The 20,651-nt window shown below is 31.1% G+C and carries 18 protein-coding genes, 1 pseudogene and 1 other annotated feature; all 19 genes and pseudogenes read right to left on the bottom strand.

The window, feature by feature from the left end:
* Positions 1-377: pseudogene (gene truB, locus Q0V15_RS05590) on the bottom strand (tRNA pseudouridine(55) synthase TruB); the annotation flags it as partial.
* Position 378: 1 nt separating this feature from the next.
* Positions 379-1,335, bottom strand: coding sequence for a bifunctional oligoribonuclease/PAP phosphatase NrnA (locus Q0V15_RS05585; RefSeq protein ID WP_297436831.1), 957 nt, complete (start codon positions 1,333-1,335; stop codon positions 379-381).
* Positions 1,336-1,337: 2 nt separating this feature from the next.
* Positions 1,338-1,688 (bottom strand): 30S ribosome-binding factor RbfA, encoded by a 351-nt coding sequence (gene rbfA, locus Q0V15_RS05580; RefSeq protein ID WP_297436828.1) that lies wholly within the window; start codon positions 1,686-1,688, stop codon positions 1,338-1,340.
* 16 nt (positions 1,689-1,704) lie between these two features.
* Entirely contained in the window at positions 1,705-3,735 is a 2,031-nt protein-coding gene (infB, locus tag Q0V15_RS05575) for a translation initiation factor IF-2 (protein WP_297436826.1), read from the bottom strand.
* Between the two features lie 20 nt (positions 3,736-3,755).
* The gene (locus Q0V15_RS05570) at positions 3,756-4,067 is read right to left on the bottom strand and encodes a ribosomal L7Ae/L30e/S12e/Gadd45 family protein (protein ID WP_297436824.1); all 312 of its coding nucleotides are present in this window, start codon (positions 4,065-4,067) and stop codon (positions 3,756-3,758) included.
* A complete protein-coding gene (locus tag Q0V15_RS05565; RefSeq protein ID WP_297436823.1) occupies positions 4,057-4,326 on the bottom strand; it encodes an RNase P modulator RnpM in 270 nt (89 codons plus the stop codon). Before Q0V15_RS05565 ends, Q0V15_RS05570 begins: the two co-directional genes overlap by 11 nt.
* A gap of 23 nt (positions 4,327-4,349) precedes the next feature.
* Positions 4,350-5,396 carry a transcription termination factor NusA gene (gene nusA / locus Q0V15_RS05560; protein WP_297436821.1) on the bottom strand — a complete coding sequence of 349 codons (1,047 nt, stop codon included), beginning with the start codon at positions 5,394-5,396 and terminating at the stop codon, positions 4,350-4,352.
* A gap of 13 nt (positions 5,397-5,409) precedes the next feature.
* The gene (rimP, locus tag Q0V15_RS05555; protein WP_297436818.1) at positions 5,410-5,877 is read right to left on the bottom strand and encodes a ribosome maturation factor RimP; all 468 of its coding nucleotides are present in this window, start codon (positions 5,875-5,877) and stop codon (positions 5,410-5,412) included.
* 213 nt (positions 5,878-6,090) lie between these two features.
* Positions 6,091-10,413 (bottom strand): PolC-type DNA polymerase III, encoded by a 4,323-nt coding sequence (locus Q0V15_RS05550; protein WP_297436816.1) that lies wholly within the window; start codon positions 10,411-10,413, stop codon positions 6,091-6,093.
* Positions 10,414-10,490: 77 nt separating this feature from the next.
* A complete protein-coding gene (gene ispG, locus Q0V15_RS05545) occupies positions 10,491-11,600 on the bottom strand; it encodes a flavodoxin-dependent (E)-4-hydroxy-3-methylbut-2-enyl-diphosphate synthase (protein ID WP_297436814.1) in 1,110 nt (369 codons plus the stop codon).
* 11 nt (positions 11,601-11,611) lie between these two features.
* Positions 11,612-12,637, bottom strand: coding sequence for an RIP metalloprotease RseP (gene rseP, locus Q0V15_RS05540; RefSeq protein ID WP_297436812.1), 1,026 nt, complete (start codon positions 12,635-12,637; stop codon positions 11,612-11,614).
* A 29-nt stretch (positions 12,638-12,666) separates the two neighbouring features.
* On the bottom strand, positions 12,667-13,824 hold the full coding sequence (locus tag Q0V15_RS05535) for a 1-deoxy-D-xylulose-5-phosphate reductoisomerase (RefSeq protein WP_297436811.1): 1,158 nt from the start codon (positions 13,822-13,824) through the stop codon (positions 12,667-12,669).
* Positions 13,825-14,008: 184 nt separating this feature from the next.
* Entirely contained in the window at positions 14,009-15,316 is a 1,308-nt protein-coding gene (locus Q0V15_RS05530; RefSeq protein ID WP_297436809.1) for a dicarboxylate/amino acid:cation symporter, read from the bottom strand.
* 75 nt (positions 15,317-15,391) lie between these two features.
* Positions 15,392-15,633 (bottom strand) — a binding site (T-box leader).
* 88 nt (positions 15,634-15,721) lie between these two features.
* The gene (locus Q0V15_RS05525; RefSeq protein ID WP_297436807.1) at positions 15,722-16,522 is read right to left on the bottom strand and encodes a phosphatidate cytidylyltransferase; all 801 of its coding nucleotides are present in this window, start codon (positions 16,520-16,522) and stop codon (positions 15,722-15,724) included.
* Positions 16,523-16,534: 12 nt separating this feature from the next.
* Positions 16,535-17,287: an isoprenyl transferase gene (locus Q0V15_RS05520; protein WP_297436805.1), complete on the bottom strand. Its 753-nt coding sequence runs from the start codon at positions 17,285-17,287 to the stop codon at positions 16,535-16,537.
* Positions 17,288-17,361: 74 nt separating this feature from the next.
* Positions 17,362-17,916: a ribosome recycling factor gene (gene frr / locus Q0V15_RS05515; RefSeq protein ID WP_297436803.1), complete on the bottom strand. Its 555-nt coding sequence runs from the start codon at positions 17,914-17,916 to the stop codon at positions 17,362-17,364.
* Positions 17,917-17,927: 11 nt separating this feature from the next.
* Complete coding sequence (pyrH, locus tag Q0V15_RS05510; RefSeq protein WP_297436801.1) at positions 17,928-18,644, bottom strand: UMP kinase; 717 nt, start codon at positions 18,642-18,644, stop codon at positions 17,928-17,930.
* A gap of 79 nt (positions 18,645-18,723) precedes the next feature.
* Complete coding sequence (gene tsf, locus Q0V15_RS05505; RefSeq protein WP_297436799.1) at positions 18,724-19,635, bottom strand: translation elongation factor Ts; 912 nt, start codon at positions 19,633-19,635, stop codon at positions 18,724-18,726.
* Positions 19,636-19,707: 72 nt separating this feature from the next.
* Complete coding sequence (rpsB, locus tag Q0V15_RS05500) at positions 19,708-20,409, bottom strand: 30S ribosomal protein S2 (protein ID WP_297436797.1); 702 nt, start codon at positions 20,407-20,409, stop codon at positions 19,708-19,710.
* Between the last annotated feature and the right edge of the window lie 242 nt (positions 20,410-20,651).

Genomic DNA, 20,651 nt, shown 5'->3' with positions numbered 1-20,651 from the left:
CTTACACCATCTTTTTTTAATGCTGAATACATTGGTGGAACTTGCATTATATCTCCAAGAAAGCTATTCACTACATCTAGTGCTTCCTCTTCTTTAACTCCACTAGGATCTTGTTCTCTTACTACCTTACCTTCTAAATCATAAGTATCAGTAACTTTGCCAAGTTCTAGTGAAACTCTATAAACTTTTTTGTTTTCCATTATATATTCAATTATCTTAGTTGCTCTACCTATACAAATAGGTAAAACACCACTAGCTTCTGGATCTAAAGTCCCTGTATGTCCTACTTTTTTTATTTTAGCAATTTTTCTTACCCTTGCTACAACATCAAATGATGTTTCACCTGTGTTTTTACAAATATTAATTACACCATTCATCTTAAATCAACTCTTTTTCTAATTTTTCTATTACTAACTTTTTAGCTTCATCTATTGTTACATTTTGAATTTTAGCTCCAGCGGCTTTAGTATGGCCACCACCATTAAACATTTCTGCTATTTTTCTAACATCTAATGTATCTTTTGATCTAAAACTTATTTTAACATCTGGAGTTGCTTCTTTTAATAAAATACAACCTTCTGTTCCTTCTATTTTATTTCCAAGTGAAACTAAATCTCCAGTATCTTCTTTTTCTCTATCAATAAGTTCTAACATTTCTTCTGTAATCTTCATTAGAACTATTTTACCATTACATACAAGTTCCATTTCATCAAGAACTTTTCCTGTAAGTTTCATTTTACCAAATGTTTTATTATCAAATAAATCTCTATGAACTTCATCATGCTTTATCCCACTACTTACAAGTTCTCCTGCTATATTATGTGTTTTCTTTGTAGCATTTGAATACCTGAATGAACCAGTATCAGTAACAATACCAGTATATAATGTTTTAGCTATGCTTTCTGTTATTTCAATATTCATCTGTGTTAAAAGCCCATATATTACTTCGCATGTTGCTGAAGCATCTGTATCCACATAATTAATATCTCCATACTTATCATTTGATAAATGGTGATCTATATTAATTAATTTACCTTCAAAACCTTCTATATCTCCAGCTATTCTTTCTTTATTTCCGCAATCTAATACTATTACACAATCTGTTCCTTCAGTTGGTTTTAGACTTTCGCCTGTTATTTCCTCAATATAAGGAAGGAAGCCTAGATTATCCGAAGGTTTATCCTTCGAAATAACATAAGCTTCTTTTCCATAATTCCTTAAGCCTTGGAGAAGTGATAAAACACTCCCCGTAGCATCACCATCTGGAGAAACATGAAATGTTATAGCAATTTTATTGACAGAATCAATATAATCTATTATTTCATGTAAACTCATTTTTATTTCTCCTTTATTTTAGCAAGTAAAGAATCTATATACATACCTTGCGCTATTGAAGAATCTCTTTCAACAACAACTTGTGGTGTTACTCTTAGTTTAACTCTTTTTCCAAGTTCTTTTCTTATAAAGCCAGCTGACTTTTTGATTGCCTCAAAAGTCGCCTCTTCTTGTTCTTTAGTTGTTCCAAATATGCTTAAATACACATTTGCAAAACTTAAGTCCTTAGTAACTTTAACTTCAGTAACACTAACCATTGCTGTAATTCTAGGGTCTTTAACATCATTTCTTATGATATCACTAACTACCTTCTTTACTTCTTCGTTAATTCTTCCACTTCTGTGGTTTGCCATCTGAAATCACCTCGTCTTAAAGTTCTTTTCTTATTATCTGTTCTATGATATAAGCCTCAATAATATCGCCTTCTTTGATATCATTGTAGTTTTCAATGCTTAATCCACATTCATAACCAGCTTTTACTTCCTTAGCATCATCTTTGAATCTCTTAAGTGAAGCAAGTTTACCTTCTTTAACAACTATGCTATCTCTTATAATTCTGATTCCTGCATTTCTTGTTATTTTACCATCAAGTACATAACATCCAGCTATTGTACCAACAGCAGATATTTTATAAGTAGCTCTGATTTCAACATTTCCAAGAACAACTTCTCTTTCTATTGGATCAAGCATACCTATCATAGCTGACTTAACATCTTCAATCGCTTCATATATTATGCTATATGTTTTAATTGAAACTTCTTCTTTTGTAGATAAAACTGTTGCCATTACTGTAGGTCTTACATTAAATCCTATAAGAACAGCATTAGAAGCTGATGCAAGTGTTACATCTGTTTCTGTTATAGCTCCAACTCCACCATGTATAACTCTTACCTTAACATCATCAGTACTTAATTTTTCAAGTGATCCTTTTATTGCTTCAATTGAACCTTGTACGTCCGCTTTAACAATAACTGATAACTCTTTAACTTTTCCTTCTTTGATTTGGCTATATAAGTCTTCAAGTGAAACTCTATTTGAAGTATTAAAGTTTTCTTGTCTTTGCTTAGCAACTCTTTTTTCAGCCATTTGTCTAGCAGTCTTCTCATCTTTAACAACTACAAATCTATCTCCTGCAGCTGGAACTTCTGATAATCCTAATATCTCAACTGGTATTGATGGTCCTGCAACTTTAATTGCTTTACCAGCATCATCAAACATAGCTCTGATTCTTCCATAAGTATTACCTACAAATATAGAATCTCCAACATTTAATGTACCATCTTGAACTAGAAGTGAAGCTACAGCTCCTCTACCTTTATCAAGTTTAGCTTCTATTACAGTCCCTTTAGCTTTTCTATGAGGATTAGCTACAAGTGATTGCATTTCTGATGTTAATACTACCATTTCAAGTAAAGTATCAAGACCTTCGCCTGTTTTAGCTGATACTGGAACTGCTATAACTTCTCCGCCCCAATCTTCAACAACTAAACCATGCTCTGCAAGTCCTTGCTTAACTTTCTCAATATTAGCACCTTCTCTATCAATTTTATTGATAGCAACTATCATTGGAACTTTAGCAGCTTTACAGTGGTTTATAGCTTCTGCAGTTTGTGGCATTATTCCATCATCTGCTGCAACAACTAATATAACAACATCAGTTATTTGTGCTCCTCTAGCTCTCATAGCTGTAAAAGCTTCGTGACCTGGAGTATCTAAGAATGTTAATGTTTCTCCATCCTTATTGATTGTATAAGCACCTATATGTTGTGTAATTCCACCAGCTTCTCCAGAAGCAACCTTAGCTTTTCTTATTGCATCAAGTATTGATGTCTTACCATGGTCAACGTGTCCCATAACTGTTATGATAGGTGGTCTTGATTCTAATGAATCAGTATCTACATCTTCTTCTTCAAACTCTTCAAGAACTTCTTCTACTTCTTCTTTATATGCTTGAACTTCAAACTTAGCTGCAACTTTTTCTGCTGTTTCAAAGTTTATTTCTTGGTTAAGACCAGCCATAACACCCTCAAACATTAAAGTTCTTATAACTTCGTTGTTTGGTTGATTAAGCTTTTCTGCTAAATCTTTAACAGTTATTGTCTCACCAATTTCTATAGCTTCTATTGCAAGTTCTTCAGCTTCTTCAACTTTTGAACCTTTTTTCTTTTTCTTTTTCTGAACATTGTTAACTTCATCTGCAAGCTCTTCTTCATATTTATCAACTATACTCTTAGAGTCATCACCTGATAATAATTCTTTAATAAGTGCTGCATCATCTTCCTCGATAACACTCATGTGATTTTTAGCTTCAACGCTAAATTCTTCCATTAATATTCTTATAAGGTCCTTACTAGATACCTTTAATTCCTTTGCCAATTCATATACTCTTATTTTTGACATATATTCACCCCCGAAAGTATTTATAGTACTTGCTCTAAATCATAAGATTTAAGCTTATCAGCCATATTCTTATTAAGAACTCCAACTATATTTATCTCTTTTTTACCTATACTAAGCCCTAATTCTTCTTTTGAAAAACCATCCATACATTGTATGTTTAACTTTTCACATTTTTTCATAAATTTTTCTTTTGACTTAGCTGATATTTCATTTGAAAAAATAACAAGATGTACTTTTTTCTTTCCTATTATTTCTTCACATTTATTGTATCCATCTAAAATATTTCCTGATCTTTTTACAAGTCCTAGGAAACTTAAAAATTTACTTCTCATTCGCAATCTCATCCTTCAATCTTTCATAGATTTCATTATCAATATTGCTCGATAGATTTCTATTTAATCTTCTTGCTTTAATTGCTTTTTCTAAACATTCAACTTCCTTGCATATATATGCACCTCTGCCAGACATTTTCCCTGTTAAATCTACAGAAATATTATTTTCCTTATCTTTAACAATTCTTATTAAATCTTTTTTAACCTTCATTTCCATGCAACCATTACACATTCGCATTGGAACTTTTTTAATATTCATATTATCACCCCTTTAGAGTAATATTATTCTGATACAGCTTCTGATTGTGTTTGACTTTTGATGTCAATTTTCCAACCAGTTAATTTTGCAGCTAATCTTACATTTTGACCTTCTTTTCCAATTGCAAGTGATAATTGTGAATCATCAACTACAACTCTCGCTGATTTTGCATCTTCATTTACGGCTACACTTATTACATTAGCTGGGCTTAAAGCATTTTTGATATAAGTATCTGGCTCATTGCTCCATTTTATTATATCAATTTTTTCATTTTTAAGTTCATTAACAATCTTTTGAACCCTTGTTCCCTTGTGTCCAACACAAGCTCCCATTGGATCAACTGTATCATCATTTGAGCAAACTGATATTTTTGTTCTTGATCCAGCTTCTCTAGCAATACTCTTTATTTCAACTATACCTTCGAATATCTCTGGAACTTCAAGTTCAAATAATCTTTTTACAAGACCTGGATGTGTTCTTGAAACTAATACTTGTGGTCCTTTTGTGCTATCTCTAACTTCAACTATATAAAGCTTTAACTTTTCGTTAAAGTCATAGTGTTCACCTGGCATTTGCTCATTAGGCCCAAGAATTGCTTCTATTTTTCCTAGATCAACAAATGCATTTAGTTTATCTTTTCTTAAAACAACACCTGTTATTATATCATGTTCTTGCTCTGAGAACTCGTTATATATAACACTTCTTTCAGATTCTTTGATTTTTTGAATTACCATTTGCTTTGCAAGTTGCGCTGCAACTCTACCAAAGTTTTTAGGTGTAACTTCAACATCTACTATATCCTCAAGTTGTAATCTTGGATTTATTGCTTTTGCTTCTTCTAATGTAACCTCTGTTGAATCATCATAGACTTCTTCAACAACTTCTTTTTGAGCAAAGACTTTTATTGAACCGTCTCTTTCTCTTCTCATTTTTACATTTTGTGCCTGGCTTGAATAGTTCTTTTTATATGCTGCAACTATCGCCTCATCTATTACTTGAATTAAGTCTGCTTCACTGATACCTTTTTCATTTACGATTTCAGTTAATGCTCCTAGAAACTCATTTTTCATTTTATATCCTCCCTTATATATCGCCTTCTAAATTAGCTGATTTAATTTGCACTCTTGGAATTATTACTTCCTTGCTATTAACCTCAACTATTATCTCTTCAGATTTTACTTCCTTTAAAGTCCCTTCAAATTTTTTAGAATTCTCTAATGGACTCTTAAGTATAACTCTTATTTTTTTCTCTAAAACTCTATTAAAATGCTCATCATTATGTAGTGCTCTATACACACCTGGTGATGAAACTTCTAAATAATCTACATTTATCTTCTTTTCCATTTGCTTTTCATCAAAAACATCATTAATTTTTCTACTTACACTTTCACAATCCTTAAAATCTACTTTTCCGTCTGGATTTTCTATGTAAATTCTTAAATAGTCTTCTCCAGCTTCTTTTATATATTCTAAGTGGTAAAGCTCATAATTTATTTCTTTTATTATAGGGTTGAATAGAGTAATTAGCTCTTCTAATACTGTATTTTCCATTATACTTCTTCCCTCCTTATTCAGTTTTCATATATAGTATTCCTCTTTAGCCCAGTATTTAAACATATACAAAAACGCAACTTTTTAATCAGCTGCGTTTAAATAGAAAGAGTGGGATTTAAGACCCACTCTTATAATTCAAGCTATTAGTTTCATACTTTATGCCTTAATTCTAGCATATACCATAATTTATTACAAGTTTATTTTTATTTTCTAAAAAAGACTAATTTGATTTGTTTCTTGAAGGGTTGATATGCATCCATGGACAGTTAAAGCTTCTATCACAGTTTTAGATACCTTTGCTCTTATTCTAATATCTTCTTTTGAAATAAACTCTCCATCAACTCTTACTTCAACAATAGATTTAGCCGCATTATCACCAACACCCTGCAATGCATTTAATGGTGGTGTTATACTTTTATCCTCTTCTATTTTAAATTTAAGCGCATTTGATTTATATATATCTACTTTATTTAATTTAATTCCTCTTTTACACATTTCATAGGCTATTTCAAGTGTTGTTAGAGTTCCTTTTTCTTTTGTACTTATTGCATTTCCAAGTGCATTAAGTTCTTTCATTTTAGCACTTATAAATGCTTCTCCTCTACATATTAAATCAGCATCAAAATCATCTGCTCTAACAGTAAAGTATGTCGTATAATATGCTATTGGGTAATAAACCTTAAAGTATGCTACTCTAACCGCCATCATAACATAGGCAACAGCATGCCCCTTAGGGAACATATACTTTATCCTTTTACAAGATTCTATATACCAATCTGGAACATCATGCCCCTTCATTGTAACTTCATCCTCTTCTGATAGACCTTTCCCTTTTCTTACCTTTTCCATTATTGTAAAAGCAGTTTTAGGTTCTAAGTCTTTATACATTAAATAAACCATTATATCATCTCTTGTTGAAATACAATCTTTTAGAGTTGTATATCCTTCTTTTATAAAATACTGTGCATTATTAAGCCAAACATCAGTACCATGTGATAGTCCTGATATTCTTACAAGATCAGCAAAACTTCTTGGTTGTGTATCTAGTAGCATCTGTCTTACAAATTTTGTTCCAAACTCTGGAAGCCCATAACTTCCTACTTCACAGCCCAAATCTTCTTTTGTAATTCCAAGTGCATCTGTAGATGTAAATAAACTTATTACTTTTGAATCATTTAATGGTATAGCTTTTGGATCTATTCCAGTTAAATCTTGTAGCATCCTTAAAACCGTAGGATCATCATGCCCTAGTATATCAAGTTTTAAAAGTCTACCACTTATTGAGTGATAGTCAAAATGTGTTGTTATTATATCACTTGTCATATCATCAGCTGGATGCTGGATTGGACAAAAATTATATATTTCATTATCTCTTGGTACAACCATTATTCCACCTGGGTGCTGACCTGATGTTCTTTTAACTCCTGTACATCCCATTGTTAATCTTTCTATTTCAGCCTGTGATACAGTCTTATCTCTCTCATCAAGATATTTCCTAACATATCCATAAGCTGTTTTTTCTGCTACTGTACCTATTGTTCCAGCTTTAAAAACATAGCCTTCTCCAAATAATACTTCTGTATACTTATGAACTACTGATTGATACTCACCTGAAAAATTAAGATCTATATCAGGTTCTTTATCTCCTTCAAATCCTAAGAATGTTTCAAATGGTATATCATGCCCATCTTTTATATACACAGTTCCACAGTCAACACAGTCTTTATCTGGCAAATCTGCTCCTGAACTTATAGAACCATCCATAAAGAACTCTGACTTTTTACAATTCGGGCAAATATAATGTGGTGGTAATCCATTAACTTCAGTTATATCAGTCATTGTAGCTACAAATGATGATCCAACTGACCCTCTTGATCCAACTAAATAACCATCTTCTAATGATTTAGCAACCAATTTTTGTGCTATTAGATATAGAACTGCATACCCATTACTTATAATAGAGTTAAGCTCTTTATCAACTCTTTTTTGTACAACTTCTGGTAATACATCACCATATATTGAATGAACTTTGTTTAATGTCATATTTTTTATATCATCTTCTGCCCCATCAATCTTAGGTGGGAATGTTTCATCTGGTATTGGTTTGATATTATCTATCATATCTGCAATTTTATTAGTATTTTCTATTACAACTTCCCTTGCAGCTTTAACACCTAAATATTCAAACTCCTTTAACATCTCGTCTGTTGTTCTATAGTATAGTGGTGGTTGATTATCTGCATCTTTAAATCCTTGTCCTGCCTGTATCACTGCTCTAAATACGCTATCTTCTGGATTTAAAAAATGCACATCACAAGTTGCAACAACTGGTTTCCCCATACTTTTTCCGATTCTATATATCTTTTCATTCATCTCTCTAAGCTCTTGTTCCCCTGATACATTACCTTTTCTAATAAGATATTCATTATTTTTTATTGGTTGTATTTCTAAATAATCATAAAATTCTGCTATTGCTTTAATTTCATCATCTGTCTTTCCTTCAAGCACAGCTTTATAAACTTCTCCACCCTCACAAGCTGAACCAAGTATTAACCCTTCTTTCATTTCAGACAGTAATGTTTTAGGAATTCTTGCCCGCCTTGAAAAATGTTCTAAGTGGGCTTTTGATACTATTTTATATAAATTTTTAATTCCAGCCTGTGTTTTAGCAAGCACTATTATATGATTTGTTGGTTGTTTTTTTACATCAACATTTTCTAAAAATCTTTTATTTAAAGAATTTAAATCATTAATTTCCATTTCTTCTTTTAATTTTTCAAAACAAACCAAAAGAATATCACATGTAGCTTTAGCATCATCTACTGCTCTATGATGACTATCTAGTACTATCCCTAAATATTTTGCTACAATATTTAATTTAACTTTTTTAAGTTCTGGATACAAGAATCTAGCGAGTGGAACTGTATCTAGCACTTGATTATTAAATTCTTTACCTAAATCCCTAAGATTTTTCTTTACAAAACCTACATCAAAAGGAGCATTATGTGCTACCATTGTTGCATCTCCTGCAAACTCCATAAATTCTGGCAATACTTCCTCTATTAATCTAGCACCTTTAAGCATTTCATCTGTTATTCCTGTAAGTTCTACAATTATAGCTGGTAAGTTTCTTTCTGGCTGAACAAAACTACTATATCTATCAATAATTTCTCCACCTTTAATTTTAACAGCACCAATTTCTATAATCTTATCATTTTTACTTGAAAAACCTGTTGTTTCAAGGTCGAAAATTACAAACTCATCATCAAATGTTCCTGTGTCTCCATTCATAACAACAGGTGTTCCATTATTAACTAAATATCCTTCAACACCATAAAGAATTTTTACACCAAACTTTTTCCCAGCACTTTGTGCATCTGGAAATGCTTGAACTACTCCATGATCAGTTATCGCTATTGATTTATGACCATATTTAGCAGCTCTTTCAACTAAAGATTTTACTGATGATACAGCATCCATACTACTCATGGTTGTATGAAGATGAAGTTCAACCCTCTTCTCTACTGAGTTATCTGACCGTTCAATTTTCTTCATCTTTAATATATCTTTACCCATTATGACTACTTCTTTTGCATATGTATCCATAATAGCTTCACCTCTTACTTTACAGTGAAGACCTTTTTCTATATTTTCAAGAACAAATTCAGTATCTTTTGGTCTAAGGAAACATTTTACTGCTATTGAACTTGTATAATCTGTTACATAGAATGTTAAAATTATTTTCCCAGCTTTTGTTTCATATATTTCTTTCTTAAATACATCTCCAACAACTGTTACATATCCTGAAGTTTCATTTATATCAACAATTTCCATTGCATCTTGTTTAATTTCTCTTCCAAGTATAGTATTTTCACTTCTCTTAGCTGACTCTCTATTTTCATAGTATTCCTTAGCTTCATATGTCTTAGCTTTACTTGGATCAACTTCTTTAAGCGGTGCATCTGATTGTCTTGCTTTTATCTCATTTATCATTTGCTTTTCTACATTTTCTTGATCTTTAATATAAGAATTGTCCGCAAAGGCTTCATTATATACAAATTCAATACTACTCTCAATTCCAAACATCGTTTTAATAGTATTTCTTATTAACATATCAACTTTCTTCTTTTTTGCATTCTCAATTAAATATGCAAAACCTGACTCTAAAATTATTTTATCACCATCAAGCTTTCTTTCACCTGTTGTTAAAAGTGGTTTAAGCATAGGATATTTATTTACTATGTTACCCACTGCATCAATCCAATATTCTTTAATAAGTTCATCAAGTTTCATATCTTTTAAATCTATATATATAACAAGCTCTATATCCATTTTAAAACCTAAAACTTTATTTATATATCCTTTTATAATTTCACAATTTTCATTATTTATCTTATCTTTACTTCTTATTATTGCCTTTAATATATTTTTATTTTTTACAAGTTGAAACTTTTCTAATGTAAATTCTAAATCCTCTAGAATTTCATCATTTTTTAGTGTTTTATTGATTTTTTTAATAAATTCTTCACTCAAAAACAACTCTCTCCTTCCATTCGTTTATAAAGAAAATAAAAGGACTCTCTATTAAAGAGTCCTTTATTTTTTAATTCTTATAATTCTTCTTCTATAATCCTAAGTAACTCTGAAACAAGCTCTTCTTCTTTTACTTTTTTAATTACTTTACCTTTTTTGAAGATAATCCCCTCACCTTTTCCACCAGCAAGACCAATATCTGCTTCTCTAGCTTCTCCTGGTCCGTTAACAACACATCCCATTACAGCTACTTTTATATTTTTCTTAGAATCTGATAATTTTGATTCTACCTCATTTGCTATTCCAATTAAATCTATCTCTGTTCTACCACATGTAGGACATGATATAAATTCTATTCCTTCTTTTAAGAAACCAAAGTTCTTAATTATCTCTTTCCCAACTTTAATTTCTTCAACAGGGTCTCCTGTTAATGATATTCTTATAGTATCACCAATTCCCTCTGCAAGCAAAGTTCCAATTCCTATTGAAGATTTTATTGTTCCTCTCCAAATAGTTCCTGCCTCTGTAACTCCTAAGTGAAGTGGATAATTAACTTTTTCTGATGCAAGTCTATATGATTCTATCATAACCTTAATATTTGAAGATTTTATTGAGATTACAATATCTCTAAAATCAAGTTCTTCTAAAATAGCTACATGTTCAAGTGCACTTTCAACTAATGCTTCAGGGCAAACTTTTCCATATTTCTCAAGTTGTGCTTTTGAAAGTGAACCTGAGTTAACACCTATTCTAATAGGAATATTTTTAGCCTTACAAGCCATAACAACTGCTTCAACTCTATCTCTACTTCCAATATTACCAGGATTTATTCTTATAGCTGCAATTCCATATTCTACGCATTTCAATGCAAGTCTATAATCAAAATGTATATCTGCAACAACTGGAATATTAGATTTTTCTACTATTTCTTTTATAGCTTCTGCTGCTACCATATCAGGCACTGCACATCTTACAATATCACAGCCTGCATCTTCAAGTTCTTTAATTTGTGCAAGAGTTGCTTTTGCATCTCTTGTATCAGTATTTGTCATTGATTGAATTGTAACTCTTGAATCTCCACCAACAAATACATTTCCAACTTTTACTTTTCTTGTTTTCTTTTTCTCAAAAGCAAAACTATTCTCTTCATTATTAAATAATATATTTTCTGTCTTTATATTTTCCATCTTTACACCTCTTATATACTAACTGGGAATATAATATCTTTTAATATTACAACAGCCATAAATGCCATAAGCAGCATAAATCCTACCATATTTATTGCATTTAATATCTTTGTAGGTATTTTTTTTCTTGTTATACCTTCTATAAGAACTGCTAAAATATGTCCACCATCAAGTGCTGGAATTGGTAGTAAATTAAATACTCCTATATTAACACTTAAAAATGCTGTTAGTTTCATAAGATTCCATATACCAACTTTTGCTGCTTCTCCAGCCATTCTTATTATTGTAACTGGACCACCAACATCAGTCTTAAAATTAACATCTCCAGTTATAAGCATTTTAAAGCTTGTAAGAGTTTGGCTTATTGTACCAATAAGTTCTCTTCCACCTTCTTTTATACTATCTATAATTCCTGGGTTATTAATTTTTTCATTATATACACCTATGATATATTGCCCACTTTCTGATTTTATTGGTTTTATTTTTTTAGTTATTATATTACCATCTTGTTCAAACTCTATATCTACTGCCTCACCTTTTTCCATTGCAATTCCAACTACAAGGTCATCAGGAGTCATCAGTTTTTTTCCATTTACTCTAAGTAAAGTATCATCTTTTCTTATCCCTGCTTCATATGCTGGAGATTTATCTGTAACATCTGATACATTATTAGTTGTATACCCAAAATTCATAGTAATCGCTGTAAATAATACAAGCCCAAGTACAAGGTTCATAAATGCCCCTGCAAAAAATACTATAAATCTTATAAGTGGAGATTTGTTAGATAAAGCTCTTTTATCATCTTCATCTACTTTTCCCTCTTCCTCAGATTCTCCATACATTTGAACAAATCCACCTATTGGAAGTGCTCTAATACTGTAATCTGTTTCTCCTTTTGTAAAAGAGAATAACTGCGGACCCATTCCTATTGAAAACTCTAAAACTTTCACTCCACTAAGCTTTGCTGCTGTAAAATGTCCAATTTCATGTATCAATATAATTAATCCAAATGCTAGTATAGCTAAAATTATACTCACTAAATATACCCCTCCTAAAATTCACCTATTTAATTTTCATATTTTCCATAAATATATGCTCTGACATCTTTATCCTTATTAATAATATTATCAAGTGTTACTTCCTCTTTATAGTTAAAGTTCTCCATACACTCTTTTATTATTCTTTCTATATCTAGATATGATATTCTCTTTCTAAGGAATAAATCAACTGCTGCTTCATTTGCACCGTTTAATATAGCTGGCATAAGTCCCCTAACTTTTCCTGCCTCAAATGCATATTTTAAACATGAAAATACTTCTGTATCTGGAACTTCAAAATTCAAACTTTTTATAGTTTTAAAATCAAGTCTTCCACCAATATTTCCCGCTCTTTTTGGATAATTTAAAGCATACTGTATTGGAAGTTTCATATCTGGAACTCCAAGTTGTGCTATAACTGCCCCATCTTCATACTCAACCATTGAATGTACTATTGACTCTGGATGAACAACCACTTCTATATTTTCATACGGACAATCAAATAAGAAATGTGCTTCTATAACCTCAAGCCCTTTATTCATAAGAGTTGATGAATCTATTGAAATTTTTTGTCCCATATTCCACTTAGGATGCTTTAAAGCTTTCTCAACAGTTACTTCTTCTAACATCTCTTTTGTATATCCTCTAAATGGACCACCTGATGCTGTTAAAAGTATTTTATATGTTTTATTATGTGAATTTCCTTGTAAAGCTTGGAATATAGCACTATGCTCTGAATCTACAGGAAGTATTTTCACACCTTTTTCTTTTGCAAGGTTCATAACTAGTTCACCTGCTACAACTAAAGTTTCCTTATTAGCAAGTGCTATATCTTTACCTTTATTTATAGCTTCAACAGTTGGTCTTAAACCAATCATTCCAACAACAGATGTTACAACTATGTCAACCTCATCAATTGTTGCAATTTCTATAAGCCCATCCATTCCATAAACTATTTTAGTATTTATGTTTTCTTTTTCTATAATAGAACTTAATTCTTCAAAAGCTGTCCTATCAGTGATTGCTACACGTGGAACTTCAAATTCTTTGATTATATCAAGAGCAAGTTTAATATTCTTATGCGCTGATACTCCCTTTAAACTGAATTCCCCCTTGTGAAATCTTAAAACCTCTAGAGTTTGTGTTCCTATCGAACCTGTAACTCCTAGTATAGAAATATTTTTCATCTAAGTCTTCTCCCTCTTGAAAAAATTATATATATTAAAGTTTAATTAATTACCTACATACAAATTCTATTTTAAATCATTATAGAATTAAATACAACTTTTGTTAAAATCTATTAACATACATATATTTTTAGTTAACAATTTTAAAGAGCCTATTTAAAATTAATTAAATAAGCTCTTTAAATTACGCTACCTGCTCCTCTTTAGCTATCTTTTTTGCTGCTTTTCTTTTCTCTAAAGCATCTACAGTTATTGCTGCTACAGCTGAACCAGTAACATTTGTTGCTGTTCTCATCATATCAATAACAGAGTCTACAGCCATAGTTATAACTATTCCCTCTAAAGGAAGTCCAATAGTTGTTAAAACTACTGTAGTTGCCATAGTAGCTGAACCAGGAACTCCAGCTATACCTATAGAAGCAATTATAGCAGTTACTATAATAAGTCCATATGAGTATAAATTTAACTCTACTCCAAATACATTAGCTACAATAATTGCAACCATAGCTGGATATATCCCCCCACATGCATTCATTCCTACAGTTGACCCAAGTGGAGCTACAAAATTTGCAACGCTCTCTGAAACTCCAAGATTCTCAACTAAAGATTTTATAGTTACAGGCAATGTTCCATAACTACTTTGACTTGTAAAAGCTACCACTTGTGCTGGGAATATCCCCTTGAAGAACTCAATTGGATTTCTTCTAGCTATAAAAGCAACTATTGGTGTATGAACTATAAGCATATGAATCACACATGCAATGTATAATGCAACAAGTACAAGTAGTAAAGACTTCATAGATTCTATTCCATTTCTTGCAGCAGCTGCTGCTATAAGACCAAATATTCCATAAGGTATAAACTGTAAAACTATTTTTGTTATTCTCATAACAATATCATATGTTGCTAGTATAAAATCTTTAAATGGTTTTACTCTTTCTGGATTTTTATTATCTTCTATACTAAGTGCTACTGCTATAAATAATGAAAATATTATTATTGGTATAATTTTATTATCAACAATAGCTGCAATAGGATTAGATGGTAAAAAATCTACTATAACTTGTGATAAAGTTGGTACTTCTCTTGGTACAAACCCTTCAACTGCCTCAAAAATAATTCCATCTCCAAGACTAAATGCCTTTGCTACTACAATTCCAATAAAAGCTCCAATTCCTGTTGTTGAAAGTAAGATTATTAAAGTTTTAGTTCCTATACTTTTTAATTTTTTAATATCCTTAAACCTAAGTACACTTGTTATAAGTGAAACACTTACAAGTGGTACTATAATCATTTTGATAAGTGACATATATCCTCTACCAAGTGTCTGTAAAAATATTATATCCTTTTTAAAAATAATTCCTAGTGTAAGTCCAAGTCCAAGTGCTGTTAATGTTGCATAACTAAATTTCCCTGTTTTTTTCTTTACTAAATAAATAACATATAAAGATCCTATTGATAATATAATTCCTAAAATAAACTTAATATCCATAATTATTTCCTCCATCATTTTAATTAATGCTGGCCAGCATTTCAAAGTATAAAAAAAACTCCTGCCTCTGTAAATTACAGAGGCAGAAGTTATACTTCCGCGGTTCCACTCTATTTAGGCATAAAAATACCTATCTCAGATTCAAGTACGATATAATACTCTAGCTCTATAATGGGAGCTCCCATAAAATCATACTCTAATTTCTGATTCTCTGCTCTAAGACGCACTTTAGCTTATTTCCATATAGGTATTCTCATCATCTAACCCTCTCTGTAATATTTCTAATATCGCTTACTCTTTCTTTTCATAGCATTTTTTATTTACTTAATTTTAATATATTCAAAAATACTAAAATAATTCCAACTTTTTAAAAAGATAAAAAAAAGATATCTCAAATGAGATATCTTATTTCCCTAAAACTAATGTAAGATAGAAAAATACTACAGTTCCTGAAAATAGAATACTATCAAATCTATCTAATATCCCACCATGTCCTGGTATTAATTTACTATAATCTTTGATTCCTGCGTATCTTTTTATTGAAGATGCAACAAGATCTCCAAACTGGCAGAATACACCACATATTAATCCTATAATTATATAATTATATAGCGCTATATCTTCTACTCTTCCTGTAGATATGACAAAATAACCAAATACTCCACAAACAACAGCTGCTCCAATTATTCCACCAATTGAACCTTCTATAGTTTTTTTAGGACTAACTCTTGGGCATAATTTATGTCTTCCAAATGCTCTACCTGCATAATATGCTGCTGTATCACAGAACCAAGATGCTAGGAATATAAGCCAAACTAAATAATCTCCTGAAGCTTTATTATTCACTAAGTAAATAAAACTAAATAATACTCCAACATATATAAATCCAAGCATTGTCATTCCTGCATCTATAAATGTATAACGTACATTTAAAACTGGTACACAAAGAAGTGCAAATGTTCCTAAAATTATTATATAAGATAGTACTGTAAAGTTATTACCTGTTAAATAATATACTGCAAGCATTATATATCCAATAAACATAACCGGTAACATCTTAGCAACTTTAACTGTTTTGTAAAATTCATACATTCCAATTATTGATAAGACAATAACAAGTCCTTTAAGCCAATTTCCACCTAAAAATATAAGTATAATAAATGGTGCCATTATAGCTGCACCTAGATATCTATTATCTAAATTCATAAAATCACCTCTTTATTTTTTAACCCCACCAAATCTTCTATCTCTATTTTGATAATCATAAATAGCCTCATGTAAGTCTTCCTCTGTAAAGTCTGGCCAATTCACATTAGAATACCAAAACTCTGAATATGCACATTGCCATAATAGGTAATTGCTTATTCTTTGTTCACCACTTGGTCTGATTATAATATCTGGATCTGGCATACCTTTTGTATCCAAATAACTTTCAAATAATTCCTCTGTCATAAGTTTTGAATCAACATTATCATCTAAACATTTCTTTATAGCTCTTATTATCTCATCTCTTCCACCATAATTAAATGCTACATTTAAAACTACTCCAGTATTATTTTTTGTAAGTTCTTTAGCCATAGCTATTTCTTCCTGACAGAAAACAGGGATTTTTGTTAAATCTCCTATTGTTGTTATCTTAACATTATGCTCATTAAGACCTCTTATTTCTTTTCTTAAAAATTCAACTAGAAGTCTCATTATTGCATTTACTTCCTCTTTTGGTCTTTTCCAATTTTCAGTTGAAAATGCATATAAAGTAAGATATTTAACACAGAGGCTATCACATTCTCTAAGAACTCGTCTTATAGTTTCAGCTCCTGCTTTATGCCCAAGTGTTCTTGCAAGACCTCTTTTTTTAGCCCATCTTCCATTTCCGTCCATTATTATAGCTATATGTTTTGGAATTCTCTCCATATCAAGAGCTATTTCTTCAACTTTTCCATTTTTTCTGCCCTTAAATATATTTATCATAAATATACCTCCTAGATATACTATAAACACCAATTTAATTAATGAAAAAACCTGCTAAAGAAGCAGGTTATTCATTATATACTCATAATTTCTTTTTCTTTAACTACAACTTCTTTATCTACTTCTTTTATGAACTTATCAGTGATTTTTTGAACTTTGTCCTCACCTGTTTTCATTTCATCTTCTGTAATTTCGTTGTTTTTCTTAAGACCTTTGATTTTATCATTTGCATCTCTTCTTATAGATCTTAATGCAACTTTTGAATCTTCTCCAGCTTTCTTAACTTTTTTAACAAGATCTTTTCTTGTTTCTTCTGTTAATTCTGGTATTATAAGTCTTATCATTGTTCCATCATTTGAAGGATTCATTCCTAAATCTGACTTAAGTATAGCTTTTTCAATATCTTTAAGTGCTGATTTATCCCATGGTGCAATAGCTAATATTCTTGGCTCTGGTACTGATACGTTAGCTACTTGTGATATAGGACACATAGCTCCATAACACTCAACTTCTATTCTATCAAGCATTCTTGGGTTAGCTCTTCCAGCTCTTAATGTTCCTAAATCAGAAACTAAAACTGAAATTGTTTTAACCATTTTTTCTTCCATTAACTTTGTTATTGTATTCATTCAAATTCCTCCTATTTAACTTTAGAAACTGTAGTTCCTATTTTATTTCCCATTGCTGCTCTTTTTATATTACCAACTTCATCAAGTGCGAACACTATTATTGGAATCTCATTATCCATACATAATGTTGTAGCTGTAGAATCCATTACTTGTAATCCTTGCTCTAAAACTTGTATATATGATAGACTCTCATATCTTTTAGCATCAGCATATTTATTAGGATCTTTATCATAAACTCCATCAACTTTCTTAGCTAAAAGTATTACTTCCGCTTCAATCTCAGCTGCTCTTAAAGCTGCTGCTGTATCTGTTGAGAAATATGGATTTCCTGTTCCTGCTCCAAATATAACAACTCTACCTTTTTCTAAGTGTCTCATTGCTCTTCTTCTTATATAAGGTTCAGCTATTTCTTTCATTTCAATAGCAGTTTGAACTCTTGTATCAACACCTAAAGCTTCTAAAGAATCTTGAAGTGCTAATGCATTTATTGATGTTGCAAGCATTCCCATATAATCTGCAGTTGTTCTGTCCATCCCAGTACCTTCTCTACCTCTCCAGATATTTCCACCACCAACAACAGCTCCAACTTCTACTCCTGCATCTACAAGTTCTTTAACTTCTTTTGCAATTCTTGTTGCTACTTCAAAATCAATTCCAAAACCATTTTTTCCAGCTAAAGCCTCACCTGATAACTTTAACATTACTCTTTTATACTTACAAGCTTCCATTTACAAAATCCTCCATCAATAAAATACTTTATTCTTAAAAAAAGAGAACACGCATGTGTTCTCTATTGTTTTTTATTTCTTATTTTGCACCCATTTTAGCAACTTCTTCTGCGAAGTTCTCTTCAGCTTTCTCAATTCCTTCGCCTCTTTCGAATCTCATGAATTTAGTGACTGTTATTGGTGAACCAACTTCTTTTGACTTAGCTTCAACAAGTTTAGCTATTGTCATCTCTCCATCTTTAACCCAAACTTGATCTAATAAACAGATCTCTTTTAAGTATTTCTTAATTCTTCCTTCAACCATTTTAGCAACGATTTTCTCAGGCTTTCCTTCGTTAAGAGCTTGAGCAGTTAAAACTTCTCTCTCTTTAGTTAAGATTGCTTGATCTATTTCAGCTTCTGAAATACAAACTGGGTTAACAGCTGCTATTTGCATACATATTTCTTTTGCTAAGTTTTCAACTTCTACTGATTCAGTAGCACATGAAAGTTCAACTAAAACTCCGATTCTTCCAGCTCCGTGGATATAATCTTTAACTGTTCCACTTTCTACTGAGAATTTCTCGAATCTTCTAAGATTCATGTTTTCTCCAATTTTAGCTATTAATTCTGTTAAAGTAGCTTGAACTGTTTGCCCATCTACTTCTGCAGCTAAAACTTCTTCTACTGAAGCAAAGTTTCCAGCTAATATAAGTTTAGCTATTACTTCTGATAAACCAACGAAATCTTCGTTTATAGCAACGAAATCTGTTTCACAGTTTAACTCTAATATAACTCCTGATTTCTTATCTTCTGAAATATAAGTTTTGATGATTCCTTCAGCAGCTATTCTTCCTGATTTCTTAGCTGCAGCAGCAAGACCTCTTTCTCTTAAAACATCTCCTGCTCTATCTATATCTCCACCAGCTTCAGTTAATGCTTTTTTACAATCCATCATTCCTGCACCAGTTTTTTCTCTTAATTCTTTAACCATTTTTGCTGTTATTACCATTTTAAAATTCCTCCTCTATTTTAGGTAAAGGGTACATGAGGAATAATCCTCATCTACCCTAAAAGTTATATATTATTCAGCGTCTGACTCGCCTTGTCTTCCTTCTAATATAGCATCTGCCATTTTAGCTGTTATTAATTTAACGGCTCTTATAGCATCATCATTACCAGGAATTACGTAGTCTACTACTTCTGGATCACAGTTTGTATCAACTATAGCTACAACTGGGATTCCTAATATTTTAGCTTCTAATATAGCATTATTTTCTTTTCTTGGGTCTACTACAAACATAGCTCCAATGTTAGAAACGTTAAGGTTTTTAATTCCACCTAAGTTTCTTTCTAATTTTTCCATTTCAGCCTTTAATTGAATTACTTCTTTCTTAGGTAAAACTTCAAAAGTTCCATCTTCTTCCATTGTGTGTATTGACTCTAATCTTGCGATTCTTGTTTTTATTGTTTTGAAGTTAGTTAACATTCCACCTAACCATCTGTGGTTAACAAAGTGCATGTTAGATCTTATAGCTTCATCTTTTATAGCGTCTTGAGCTTGCTTCTTAGTTCCAACGAATATTACGTCTTTACCCTCTAGAGATACTTCTCTTATGAAGTTGTAAGCCTCTTCTGCTTTTTTAACTGTTTTTTGTAAATCTATTATATAGATTCCGTTTCTTTCTGTGAAGATATATTGAGCCATCTTAGGGTTCCATCTTCTAGTTTGGTGTCCAAAATGAACTCCAGCTTCTAATAATTGTTTCATTGAAATTACTGACATATTATTGTCCTCCTTATTTTTGGTTATTCCTCCACTATTTAATTTTACTAAAAAGTTTCTATAACAAATGTATAGCACCGCTAATTAGATTAAATAATGTGTGTATTTATTACCTTTGTAAGTATATCATACGACAAAAAAAGTATCAATACTAATTTCGTAAAAAAAAAGATGTTTTGTAAATAAAACATCTTTTTTTGTTACTTTATTTTATCTAATTCAATCAATAATTTTTCATTAAG

The sequence above is a fragment of the uncultured Clostridium sp. genome (assembly GCF_947036855.1).
Lineage (GTDB): Bacteria > Bacillota > Clostridia > Clostridiales > Clostridiaceae > Sarcina.
Note: the sequence above shows the minus strand (reverse complement) of the source record. Positions and strands in the feature narration are given on the sequence as shown.